The organism is Tianweitania aestuarii (assembly GCF_018457165.1).
Classification (GTDB): domain Bacteria; phylum Pseudomonadota; class Alphaproteobacteria; order Rhizobiales; family Rhizobiaceae; genus Tianweitania; species Tianweitania aestuarii.
Genome location: NZ_JAFMNX010000006.1, coordinates 54,354 through 66,567 on the forward strand (window position 1 = coordinate 54,354; position 12,214 = coordinate 66,567).

General features: G+C 61.0%; 11 protein-coding genes. 8 read left to right on the top strand and 3 right to left on the bottom strand.

Going from position 1 to position 12,214, the window contains the following annotated elements; all coding sequences use genetic code 11:
• Positions 1–13 precede the first annotated feature (13 nt).
• Together JYU29_RS17420 and JYU29_RS17425 are read right to left on the bottom strand one after the other, a co-directional pair.
• On the bottom strand, positions 14–1,036 hold the full coding sequence (locus tag JYU29_RS17420; protein WP_213986288.1) for a LacI family DNA-binding transcriptional regulator: 1,023 nt from the start codon (positions 1,034–1,036) through the stop codon (positions 14–16).
• A gap of 119 nt (positions 1,037–1,155) precedes the next feature.
• Positions 1,156–1,647: a MarR family winged helix-turn-helix transcriptional regulator gene (locus JYU29_RS17425; RefSeq protein ID WP_213986136.1), complete on the bottom strand. Its 492-nt coding sequence runs from the start codon at positions 1,645–1,647 to the stop codon at positions 1,156–1,158.
• A gap of 137 nt (positions 1,648–1,784) precedes the next feature.
• Between JYU29_RS17425 and JYU29_RS17430 the strand changes: the two genes are divergently transcribed.
• The 6 genes from JYU29_RS17430 to JYU29_RS17455 all read left to right on the top strand — a co-directional run bounded on the left by JYU29_RS17430 (position 1,785) and on the right by JYU29_RS17455 (position 8,114).
• Positions 1,785–2,543 carry a creatininase family protein gene (locus JYU29_RS17430; protein ID WP_213986137.1) on the top strand — a complete coding sequence of 253 codons (759 nt, stop codon included), beginning with the start codon at positions 1,785–1,787 and terminating at the stop codon, positions 2,541–2,543.
• 94 nt (positions 2,544–2,637) lie between these two features.
• Entirely contained in the window at positions 2,638–3,777 is a 1,140-nt protein-coding gene (locus JYU29_RS17435; RefSeq protein WP_213986138.1) for a CobW family GTP-binding protein, read from the top strand.
• An 18-nt stretch (positions 3,778–3,795) separates the two neighbouring features.
• Positions 3,796–4,770 carry a WD40 repeat domain-containing protein gene (locus JYU29_RS17440; RefSeq protein ID WP_213986139.1) on the top strand — a complete coding sequence of 325 codons (975 nt, stop codon included), beginning with the start codon at positions 3,796–3,798 and terminating at the stop codon, positions 4,768–4,770.
• Positions 4,771–4,866: 96 nt separating this feature from the next.
• Positions 4,867–6,102 (top strand): putative DNA modification/repair radical SAM protein, encoded by a 1,236-nt coding sequence (locus tag JYU29_RS17445; RefSeq protein ID WP_213986140.1) that lies wholly within the window; start codon positions 4,867–4,869, stop codon positions 6,100–6,102.
• Positions 6,102–7,577 (top strand): UdgX family uracil-DNA binding protein, encoded by a 1,476-nt coding sequence (locus JYU29_RS17450; protein WP_213986141.1) that lies wholly within the window; start codon positions 6,102–6,104, stop codon positions 7,575–7,577. The genes JYU29_RS17445 and JYU29_RS17450 overlap by 1 nt, the downstream gene beginning before the upstream one ends.
• Positions 7,578–7,700: 123 nt before the next feature.
• On the top strand, positions 7,701–8,114 hold the full coding sequence (locus tag JYU29_RS17455) for a DUF7282 domain-containing protein (protein ID WP_213986142.1): 414 nt from the start codon (positions 7,701–7,703) through the stop codon (positions 8,112–8,114).
• Between the two features lie 90 nt (positions 8,115–8,204).
• On the opposite strand, the gene guaD is transcribed toward JYU29_RS17455, so the two are convergent.
• Entirely contained in the window at positions 8,205–9,533 is a 1,329-nt protein-coding gene (guaD, locus tag JYU29_RS17460; RefSeq protein WP_213986143.1) for a guanine deaminase, read from the bottom strand.
• 203 nt (positions 9,534–9,736) lie between these two features.
• Between guaD and dps the strand changes: the two genes are divergently transcribed.
• Together dps and JYU29_RS17470 are read left to right on the top strand one after the other, a co-directional pair.
• Positions 9,737–10,225 carry a DNA starvation/stationary phase protection protein Dps gene (gene dps, locus JYU29_RS17465; RefSeq protein WP_213986144.1) on the top strand — a complete coding sequence of 163 codons (489 nt, stop codon included), beginning with the start codon at positions 9,737–9,739 and terminating at the stop codon, positions 10,223–10,225.
• Positions 10,226–10,620: 395 nt separating this feature from the next.
• On the top strand, positions 10,621–12,210 hold the full coding sequence (locus JYU29_RS17470) for an ABC transporter substrate-binding protein (protein ID WP_213986145.1): 1,590 nt from the start codon (positions 10,621–10,623) through the stop codon (positions 12,208–12,210).
• The last annotated feature ends 4 nt before the right edge of the window (positions 12,211–12,214 follow it).

The following is a 12,214-nucleotide window of genomic DNA, read 5'->3' on the forward strand; positions in this document are numbered from 1 at the left end:
CTTTTTTTTGGCCTCAGCTGCGCTCGACAGGCTCGCCCGTGGATTGGCGCACATGCAGCTCCGGCGTAATCAGATCCTGCGGCAGCTGCACGGTTGCCCCGTTCAAACGGTCGAGCAGCGCGCGTGCTGCCCTGCGGCCGACTTCCCGCTGACCGTTCCAGACGGTGGTGAGCGCCGGTGTTGCGATGGACGCTTCTTCCAGATCGTCATAGCCGGTGACGGAAACATCGACACCCGGCACCAGTCCGGCGCGCGCCAGGCCGTTCATCAGGCCGATGGCCACGAGATCGTTCCAGCACACGGCCGCCGTTGGCTTGTCCGCAATGTCGAGAAAGCGCGGCGCGGCTTCGAAACCGGCAAGCTTCGTGCGTGGTCCGGCGACCCGCCAGCTCGGATCAACGGGAATGCCGGCGCGTTCCATCGCGGCGACATAGCCCTGGTAGCGATCGCGGCCGGTCGAAGTCTGATCGGTGCCGCCCACCATCGCGATGCGGCGATGGCCGAGCGAAATCAGATGGTCAGTAGCGAGCCCGACGCCAAACGCGTCATTGCCGCGAAACACGGGCACTTCGGCTCCAACGACTTCGCGCGCGATCAGCACGACAGGCAGGCCGTTGTCTTCGGCCATTCCGATATCAGCGGCCGGCGTGCCGATCGCCGGTGACATGATCACGCCATCGGCGCCCAGCTGCAGCAGCGTATCGAGAAAGGTGCGCTGCTTTTCGAGCTGGTCGTAATGGTTGGACAGAATGAAGGTCTGACGGCTGCGGTCGAGTTCGGTTTCGATCGAGCGCAGAATTTCGGCAAAGAACGGGTTCATGATGTCGTGAACCACGACACCCACGATGCCGGAGCGCGACGTGCGAAGGCTGGCTGCGCGGCGATTATAGATGTAGCCGATCGCGCGGGCATGCTCCTTGATGCGCTCGCGCGTCGAGCCGGCAACGAGCGGACTGTCGCGCAAGGCGAGCGAAACGGTCGCCGTCGACACGCCAAGCGCATCCGCAATCGTCGACAATTTGATCTTCTGCGCCAGCTTGATCCTCCGAGCCGCACCAGGATCGGGGATAAGACTATGCCCCCTAAATCAGTTGTTGGGGCTTATGCCATGCGACAGACGAAGACGGAACTGTTTTTGCCAAGCACTGTCTGCCGCTATTCTGCGGCGACGGCTTCTTCCAGTTCGACGACGTCGTCTGCATCGGTGTCTGCGACCAGCGCGCCGGTGAGATTGCCCTCGATCTTGCTCAGAAGCTTGAAAAGGGTTTTCTGATCTTTCTTGTCGAGGCCCTTCAAAGCGAGCTTCTCGGTTTTGCGGATGGACTTTTCGATGGCCTTGATGGCATCGCGTCCGGTTTCCGTCAGCGACACATGGGCCTGACGGGCATCTTCGGTGGACTGTGCCTTGAGCAGAAAGCCCTGCCCCGCCAGACGATTGATCGTCTTGGTGATGGTTGGCGGACGCACGCCCAGACGCGCGGCGAGCTGGCTCGGCGTTTGACCATCATCCTGCGCGAGCGCCAGCATGATCTGGTCCTGACCGGCATAAAAGCCGTGAGCGAGCAGCCGCGAGGCAAGCGCCGTGCGCGAAAGCCTTGCACTGGACTGGAGGCGCGTCAGCACCGTCCCTTTTTCCGATTTTGCCATCTTTCCCTCGGGACCGCCTGACTGCGACTTGACCACCCGTGCATGCTACACCTTCTAGAGTGTGAAACTCTAAAGCTGCGCAGGCACTGGACCCTTTCATGGGCAAAGCTCGCTTGCCACGGTGATGTTACAAGCAGATGACGAAAACAGAAGCCGACAAACAAACAAGCACGATCGCCGTTCTGCCGCTCGGCGCAACCGAGCAGCATGGGCCGCATCTGCCGTTCGAAACGGACACGATCATCGCCCAGGGCGTGGTTGAACGGGCGCAAGCCTTGTTGTCGCCGGGCCTCGACGTTCATGTCCTGCCGGTCGAGCCCGTCGGGTATTCGCCTGAACATCTGCATGTCGCCGGCACGAAGAGCCTCACCTTCAACGAAGCCGTGGAACGCTGGATCGGGATCGGTGCAAGCTTGAACAAGGCCGGTGTCCGCCGCTTCGTTCTCCTTAACGCCCATGGCGGCAACTCGCCCTTGATGACGGTGGTGACAACCGAACTGCGTCAGCGCTTCAACATGCTGGCGGTGGCCACGAGCTGGACGCGCTTTTCATTGCCCGAAGGACTTGTGTCACCGGGAGAGAAAGCGCTCGGCATTCATGGCGGGCTTGTTGAAACGGCGGTGATGCTGGCGCTCGCACCGGATCAGGTCGACATGGGAAAGGCGCGGGATTTTCCCTCGCAGCAAAGCGAATTTGGCGCCCGCTTCAAGCATCTGCGTGCTTACGGGCCGCATGCCTTCGGTTGGCTGATGAGCGACCTTTCGGCGGATGGTGTGGTCGGTAATGCAGCCGCCGCAACGCCGGAACTCGGCAATCGCATTCTCGATCACGCTGCGCGCGGCTTCGTTGAACTGCTGGAGGATGTCGCGCGCTTCGACCTTGCGACCTTCGACTAGGGCAGCACTCTTCACCTGCGATCAGGTCGTGCAATCGCCATAACATCGTCCTATATGAACTGCGAAACACTATAACATCCCAAAGAGGTCCGCCATGAGCGAAGCCGCAACGCAGTCCGCATCACAGGCCGCATCACAGGCGCCGGCACAGATCCCGGTGACCGTGCTCACCGGTTATCTCGGTGCCGGCAAGACGACGCTTCTCAACCGCATCCTGAGTGAAGCCCATGGCAAGCGGTATGCGGTGATCGTCAACGAATTCGGCGAGATCGGCATCGACAATGACCTGATCGTGGAATCCGACGAGGAAATCTACGAGATGAACAATGGCTGCGTGTGCTGCACGGTGCGCGGCGATCTGATCCGCGTGGTGGAAGGCCTGATGCGCCGCCCTGGCCGCTTCGATGCGATTGTGGTGGAAACCACCGGGTTAGCCGATCCGGTGCCGGTGGCACAGACCTTCTTCATGGATGACGACGTGCGCGCCAAGACCCGGCTTGATGCCGTGGTGGCGCTGGTCGATGCCAAGCACCTGCCGCTGCGCCTGAAGGATAGCCGCGAGGCCGAAGACCAAATCGCCTTTGCCGATGTTGTCGTGTTGAACAAGGTCGATCTCGTGTCCGAAGACGAGATCCGCAAGGTGGAAGCCACGATCCGCGCCATCAATCCAAGCGCAAAGATCTACCGTGCAACGCGCTCGGGCGTCGATCTCGCCAATGTGCTCGATCGCGGCGCTTTCGATCTGAACCGCGTGCTGGAAAACGATCCGCACTTCCTCGAGGAAGCGCATGATCATGACCACCATCATGACCACGATCACGATCATGTCTGCGGTCCCGATTGCGGCCATGATCATCATCATCATGCGCATGACCATGGACATGATCACCATGGCCACGATCACCACCACCACGGCGATGTGTCGCCGATCCATGATGTGACGGTGCAGTCGGTTTCGCTGCGCGGCGGCGAAATGGATCCAAAGCGCTTCTTCCCGTGGCTGGACAAGGTCACGCAGGCCGATGGCCCCAACATCCTGCGCCTCAAGGGCATCATCGCGATCAAGGACGATCCGGATCGCTATGTGGTTCAGGGCGTTCACATGATCGTGGAAGGCGACCATCAGCGCCCCTGGAAGGACGACGAGAAGCATGAATCGCGCCTTGTTTTCATCGGCCGCGATCTCGATCGAGAGAAGCTGACGCGCTCCTTCGAAGCCTGCCAAGCCCAGTAAACAAGCCAGTCATCAAGCATGCCCACTGTTGCACCTCTCGACCTCAACGGTCACTGCGTGGCCGCCGTCTTTCTGGACGGCGTGCCGCATTTCGCTTTGGCCGATGGCACGATCCACCGGCTCGACCATGGTCATCAATGGACGGAGGTTCATGACGGGCTGCTTTGTGCGAGCGTCGAACAATCCGGCAAAGCGCTGCTGACTGGCGGCGAAGATGGCAAGGTCTGCCGTTCCGGCGGTTCAGCCGAAGTCGAGGTGCTGCACGAAGCGCCGCGCAAGTGGATCACATCAGTGGCTGCCGGACCGCAAGGCGTCGTGGCTTTCGGCAGCGGCCGGACCGCCTACGCGCGCCTTGCCAACGGGACAATCAAGCCGTTCGAGCATCCCCGTTCGGTGGAAGGCCTGGCCTTCGCGCCCAAGGGCCTGCGCTTTGGCGTTGCCCGCTATAATGGCGTAACGCTGCATTTCCCCGGCACGGAAGGCAAGCCGGTGGAGATGGAATGGGCGGGCGCGCATACCGGCGTGACCTTTTCGCCCAACGGCGACTTCCTCGTTACCACCATGCAGGAAAATGCGCTGCATGGCTGGAAGCTGTCGGACGGCCGCCATATGCGAATGACCGGCTATCCCGCCAAGGTGAAGAGCTTTTCGTGGAGCAACAAGGGGCGCTGGCTCGCCTCTTCCGGCGCGCCGGCCGCGATCGTTTGGCCGTTCCAGGGCAAGGATGGCCCGATGGGCAAGCCGCCGCTCGAACTCGGCACGCGCGGCAACACGATGGTGACCTGCGTTGCCTTTCATCCGAGCGAAGAGATCCTGGCTATCGGCTATGCCGACGGCATGGTGCTGGCGGTTCGTGTCGCCGATAACAAGGAAATCCTGCTCAAGCGCGAAGGCAAGGGGCCGATTTCCACGATGAACTGGGACAAGGACGAACGCCGCCTCGCCTTCGGCACCGAGACAGGCGACTGCGGCGTGATCGACATCGCGGGTTAGAACCGAGCTTCAGCGTCATCCCCGGATGTGTCAGGATGACGCTGCGGAATTTTCGTTTCTACTGGAACGGTTCGGCTGAGAACATATTATGAACGAATGGCCATTATCAGCACGCGCGAAAAGCTGGCGATCCTTTCGGACGCCGCCAAATATGATGCATCCTGCGCATCCTCGGGCGCTGCAAAGCGCAACTCTTTGAAGTCGGGCGGCATCGGCTCGACCGAAGGGTCGGGCATCTGCCACGCCTATGCGCCGGACGGTCGCTGTATCTCGCTTCTGAAGATCCTGCTGACCAACTTTTGCATCTATGACTGCTCCTACTGCATCAACCGCTCGTCCTCCAATGTGAAGCGCGCCCGTTTCACGGTGGACGAGGTCGTGCAGCTGACGCTGAACTTCTACAAGCGCAACTATATCGAGGGCCTGTTCCTGTCGTCGGGCGTGATCCGCTCGCCGGACGAGACCATGGGCGAGATGGTGGAGATCGCGCGGCAATTGCGCGAGGTGCACAAGTTCGGCGGCTACATCCACCTCAAGACGATCCCCGAATGCGCGCCCGAATTGCTGGATGCCGCGGGCAAGTATGCCGACCGCCTGTCGATCAATGTCGAACTGCCCACCGATGAAGGCGTGAAGCGGTTGGCGCCGGAAAAGAAGCCGGAAACAATCCGGCTTTCGATGGCCAATTTGCGCGCGCGCATCGAGGAAAAATCCGAGCCGACGATGAAGACCAAGCGCCGCCAACGCTTTGCGCCGGGCGGACAGTCGACGCAGATGATCGTGGGGGCCGACCAGACCACCGACGCGACGATCCTGCAAACCAGCGCGCGGCTTTACGGCTCCTATCATCTGCGCCGTATCTATTTCTCCGCTTTCAGCCCGATCCCGGATTCGTCGTCCGCCCTGCCGTCGATGAAACCGCCCCTGATGCGCGAGCATCGGCTGTATCAGGCCGACTGGCTGATGCGCTTCTATGGCTTTTCGGAACAAGAGATCGTTGCGGATCAGGCCGATGGCATGCTCGATCTGCAGGTCGATCCGAAGCTCGCCTGGGCGCTCGCCAATCGCGGGCATTTCCCGCTGGACGTCAATCGCGCGCCACGCGAAATGCTGCTGCGGGTACCGGGGCTCGGCACGAAGGCAGTGACGAAGATCCTGGAAGTGCGCCGGTATCGTCGCCTGCGGCTGGAAGATGTCGGCAAGCTCTGTGCGTCGGTTGCCAAGGTGCGACCGTTTCTCCTTGCCGAAGGCTGGTCGCCCGGCGGCATGACGGACACGCAGCATCTGCGCCAGAAACTGGCGCCCAAGCCGCAGCAGCTGAGCCTGTTCTGATGAGCGCGCAAGCCAAGCCCCTGCCCTTTTCCTTCGAGGTCCTGCTCGACGGGGAAACGGATTTTGCCGGTTGGCGTGATGGGGCGCGGCGGCTGGCGCTGAACGATGTACAGCCGGATCGCGTGACTTGGTCGACCGGCAGCAATGGCGATCTGTTCGGCTCTCGCGAACCGCTGCCAGACGTGCCGGAGGGCGCGACGATGAACGTGCCGCGCGCGTTCGTGGATCTCGCGGAACTCGTGATCTGCCATTCCGACCCGCAGCGTTTCGCCTTGCTTTACCGCGTGCTGTTCCGGCTGCGCGCCGACCACGACCTGATGAAGATCGCATCCGACCGTGACATCATTCGCTTGAACGAAATGGCGAAGAGCGTGCGCCGCGACATCCACAAGATGCGCGCTTTCGTGCGCTTCCGGCAGATCGTGGAAGCCGGCGAGGAGCGCTATGTAGCCTGGTTCGAGCCGCAGCATCATATCGTCGAGCGCAACGCGCCCTTCTTCCAGCGTCGCTTCACCGGCATGCGCTGGACGATCCTGACGCCGGAGCTTTCGGCCGATTGGGATGGCGACACGCTGCGCTTCGGTCCGGGCGCCGAAAAGCGCGATGCGCCGAGCGACGATGATCTCGAAGCGTTGTGGAAGACCTATTACGCCAACATCTTCAATCCCGCGCGGTTGAAGGTGAAGGCCATGCAGGCGGAGATGCCGAAGAAATATTGGCGGAACCTGCCGGAAGCCTCGCTCATTCCCGATCTGATCGCGGGCGCGGAAAAGTCCGCCCAAGAAATGATCGCCAGGATGCCCACCATGCCTGCTCCCCATCATGAAACCGTACGTGCCAAGCACTGGTCGAAGGCCGAGCCCGAGATCGGCGACGGCGCTGATGCCGACACGATCGACGAACTGCGCGACGCCGCAAAAGGCTGCCGCCGGTGCCCGCTCTGGTCCAACGCCACGCAGACCGTGTTCGGCGAAGGTCCGGACGACGCGCGCATCGTGTTTGTCGGCGAACAGCCGGGCGATCAGGAGGACATTGCCGGCCGGCCGTTCGTCGGACCTGCCGGCAAGATGTTCGATGGTGTGCTCGACGAAGCCGGTGTGGATCGCTCCATCACCTATGTCACCAACAGCGTGAAGCACTTCAAGTTCGAGCCGCGCGGCAAGCGCCGCATCCACGCCAAACCCAATGCCGGCGAAGTCAGCGCCTGCCGCTGGTGGATCGACCATGAATTGAAGCTGATCAAGCCGGATCTGGCGGTCGCACTGGGCGCGACGGCTGCCTTGTCGCTGCTCGGCAAGACCATCGCAGTTACGAAGATGCGCGGTCAGGTGGTGACGCGCGACGATGGTCTGCGTGTGTTCCTGACCATCCACCCCTCCTTCATCCTGCGCATTCCCGACCCGCACGACAAGGAAGCCGAGCGCGGGCGGTTCGTGGCGGATATGCAGGCGGTGAAAGCGCTGATGGCGGCTTGAGCGACCTGGCATCAATGACGGCGTAGATCGAACACGCATTCTCACGTCCGCGTTAGAACGGGTCGCCCTTTGGCTGAAAGCCCTTAGTTGCGATGGGGTAATCGAAAGAACGAAGGATACGACATGAAAAAGCTCGCACTCGCCGCCTCCCTGGTTCTCGCAGCATCGGCTTCCGCCTTTGCCCAGTCCGACATGAAGCAGGGCGTCACGGCTTCCGACCAGGATGTGTCCAACGGCATCGTCAGCGCCGACACCGTGATGGCGGCAAAGAACGGCTGGCTCGTTATTCACCGTACCGACGCCGAAATGAAGCCGGGTCCGGTTGTGGGCTATGCGCCGATCCGCGAAGGCACCACCAATGATGTGGCCGCCATTCTCACCGAAGATGTCGCATCGGGCGACATGCTCATGCTGATGGTGCATTCGGAAGACGGCGGCACGGAACGCGGCAAGTTCGAATACACGCTCGGCGCCACGGAAGACGGCCCGGTGCGTGTCGACGACAAGCTGGTCATGACGACGATCAAGGCGCAGTAACTGCTGCCTCATTCCAAAAGCCCGCTTCGCTTTAAAGCCGAAGCGGGCTTTTTTTTAAGCCGCTCGTTTCAAGGCGGCCGACAGGTTGGCTCAGCCTGTCGTCGGATCCGATTGCATGTCACCTTTGACAGCTTTGCCCGCCACATAAACCTCACGCACGGCGCGATCGTCGCCCAGCGTTTGCAGGAGGAAGAGTTCTTCCGCCAGCGAGCGAACCGTTTCCATGCGCAGCGCCATTGTGGGCGTTGCGGATGCGTCCAGAACAACCAGATCGGCATCGGTGCCGGCGTCCAGCGTACCCACTTTGTCGCTGATCGACAGCGCTTCGGCATTGCCCCTCGTGATCTGCCAGAACGAAAGGAGCGGGTTGAGCTTCTCGCCTTGCAGCGCGATCACCTTGTAGGCCTCGTCCATAGTGCGCAGCAGCGAATAGTTGGTGCCGCCGCCGACATCGCTGGCGACCGCCACGCACAGCGGCTTTTCGCGTTTGCTGTAGCGATGATAGGCAAACAGGCCGGAGCCGAGGAACAGGTTCGAGGTCGGGCAGAACACGGCAACGGAGCCGCTTTCCGACAGCGCATCCGCTTCGCGCTCCGAAAGGTGGATGCAGTGGCCGAACAAGCTTTTGGGGCCCGTTAGCCCGTAATGTTCGTAGATCGCCGTGTAATCCTGCTGGCCGGGATAAAGCGCCATCGTTTCGGCGATCTCTGCGTTGTTTTCGGACAGATGCGTTTGCACATGACAGTCCGGATATTCGCGCGCCAAGGCACCGGCGGCTTCGAGCTGTTCGGGCGTTGAAGTCAGCGCGAAACGCGGCGTGATCGCGTAGCGCTGGCGGCCGCGCTTGTGCCAGCTTTCGATTAGCGCCTTCGTGTCGTCGTAAGACGCCTGCGCGGTGTCGAGCACGGCATCCGGCGCGTTGCGGTCCATCATCACCTTGCCGGCAATCACCATCATGTTGCGCCCCTGCGCCTCGGCAAAGAAGGCCTCGGCCGAAGCCTTGTGCACGGAGCAATAGGCCGCAACGGTCGTGGTGCCGTGGCGGATGCTTTCATCCAGAAACAAGCGCGCGATGCGGCGGCCGTGCTGGGCATCGCGGAACTTGGATTCTTCGGGAAAGGTGTAGGTGTTCAGCCAATCCAGCAGTTCGGTGCCATAGGACGCGATCACCTGCATCTGCGGCATGTGAACATGCGCGTCGATGAAGCCGGGCAGGATCAGATGCGGACGGTGATCGATCACGACGGCATCCACACCAGCCATTTGCGATACCTGATCATGGTCGCCCGCCTGCACGATCATCCCGTCGCGCACCAGCACCGCACCGTCTTCCTGGTAGGAACAGGCGGCGAGATCGTCGCGGCTTTCGGGGCGGCGGTTGAAAAACAGGACGCGTCCGCGGATCAGCGTATCGGTCATAGGTAAGCAGTGTCCATTTCAGTGCGGGCCTTGGCCCTTGCGCGGCACATGGTTTGGCGCGGCAACAAGCCGGATGCAAGCCTTGTCGCCATGACAGGACATTGCAGCAGATGCAGACGAGCTATGCAGTTTGCATTGGAACAGTTCTAAACTGGCCTCGTTCATGTCGTGGAATGTTTCTTTTGAACAAGAAGGAGATTGCTATGAAAATGCATGAAACGAAGAACGACACGCCTTCCAACACGAAGCAGGTTTCAATCGAGCTTTTGAACGCGCGTCTTGCCGACGCCATCGACCTCGCGCTGATCACCAAGCAGGCGCATTGGAACCTCAAGGGCCCCCGTTTCATCGCCATTCACGAGCTCCTGGACACCTTCCGCGCGGCGATCGACGAGCATGTCGACATTATCGCCGAACGCGCCGTTCAGCTTGGCGGCACCGCTTTCGGCACGAAGGAAACGGTATCCGAAACGAGCAAGCTCAAGGCCTATCCGACCGACATCTACAAGATCGAGGCGCATCTGGCGGCCTTGATCGACCGGTATGCCGACACGGCCAATGCCGTGCGCAAGTCGATCGACGAGGCCGATGAAGCCGGCGACGCCGATACGGCTGATATCTTTACCGCTTTCTCGCGCTCGCTCGACAAGAACCTCTGGTTCCTCGAAGCGCATGTGCAGGAAAACGCCTGACACCAAGATGAAGAGCGGCTGGATCCAGCCGCTCTTTTTTTCATCTAAGTTGCTGATGTCGGCTTGCCCAGCCGTCTTTCAGGACCATTTCTAGACGCAGCGTGACGGGTGAATTCCGGTTACGGCCGTGTGATCGCTTGTTTGCGACATGGCCGACTTGCGCCCTTCTTTTCCCACCAATCCTGCGAAATCTTTGTCTTTCCTCATGAATTTTTCGAGGAAAGATCGCATTTTTTTGACCTCTTGGGGTTACGATCCCTTGTTTGCGACGGTATCAATTGCGCCACGCCATGTCGCATCCCATCGGGTGACACGCGCTCAGCGCCTTGTCATACTCGCCTTCAATGAAGCCGGTTTAATTGGCTCAACCACCAACAGAGTGAGGAACATACCGCATGTCAAAAGAACTCGATTTTCTCAGCCGCCACGTCGCTTCCGGCCGCTTGAGCCGTCGCGACTTTCTCGGCCGCGCAGCAGCACTCGGCATCAGCGCCACCTTCGCCAACGGACTTCTGACGAGCGCCGCAAGGGCGCAGACGCCGCAAAAGGGTGGCGCACTGCGCATGGGTCTGGTTGGCGGTGAATCCACCAACAGCCTCGACCCGGCCACCATTCTGACGCAGGTGCCGCAGAACTTTTCCTCCACCTGGGGTGAACTCCTGGTGATCCAGTCGCCCGAAGACGGCTCGCCACAGCCGGTTCTGGCGGAATCCTGGGATTCCTCGCCTGACGCCAGCGAGTGGAGCTTCAAGATCCGCAAGGGCGTGACCTTCCACAACGGCAAGGACATGACCCCGGAAGACGTGGCGCAGACCATTCGCCGCCATGCCGATGAAAACACCAAGTCGGCAGCGCTCGGCGTTCTGGGCGACATCGAAGACATCAAGGTCGACGGCGACAATGTCGTGTTCAAGCTTGCGCGCGGCAATGCCGACCTTCCGCTGCTTTTGACCGACTACCACCTGATCATCCAGCCCAATGGCGGCTTCGACGATCCGGCTGCCGGCATCGGCACCGGCCCCTACAAGGTCGAAGTCGATGAGCCGGGCGTGCGCCACATGTCGACGAAGTATGACGGCTACTGGCGCGACGATGTCGGCCATGTCGATTCCGTCGAGATCATCGTCATGAACGACAACACGGCGCGTATGGCCGCCCTTCAGTCGGGCCAAGTTCACATCATCAACCGCGTCGAACCGAAGACCGTCGCCCTTCTGGCGCGTGCCTCTGGCGTGAAGATCGAAAGCACCCCGTCCAAGGGCCACTACGTCTTCCTGATGCACTGCAACACCGCGCCGTTCGACAATGCCGATCTGCGCATGGCGCTGAAGCTGGCCATTGACCGCGAGCAGATGGTGCAGCAGATCCTGCAGGGCCACGCTTCGGTCGGCAACGACTTCCCGATCAACAAGAGCTATGCCCTGTTCCCCGAAGGGATCGAGCAGCGCGCTTATGATCCGGAAAAGGCGCAGTTCCATTACAAGAAGTCCGGCCACAGCGGTCCGCTCGTTCTGCAAACCTCCGACGTCGCCTTCCCGGGTGCCGTGGACGCGTCGCAGCTGTTCCAGCAGCAGGCCAAGCGAGCAGGCATCGACATCCAGGTCCAGCGCGAGCCAGGCGATGGCTATTGGACCGAAGTCTGGAACAAGCAGCCCTTCTGCGCTTCCTACTGGGGTGGCCGCGCAACACAGGATTCCATGTATTCGACGGCCTATATCGAGGGCGCCGACTGGAACGACACGCGCTTCTTCGACAAGGGCTTCGACAAGATCATCCTCGAAGCGCGCGCCGAACTCGACCAGACCAAGCGCGCAGCGCTTTACCGCGACGCCGCAACCAAGGTGCGCGACGATGGCGGTCTGATCCTGCCGATGTTCAACGATTTCATCGATGCGCGTCGCGAGGAAGTTCAGGGCTGGGTGTCCGATCCCAATCATGAAACCTCCAACCTCAAGGCCGCAATTCGCGTCTGGCTCCAGGCCTGAGCCA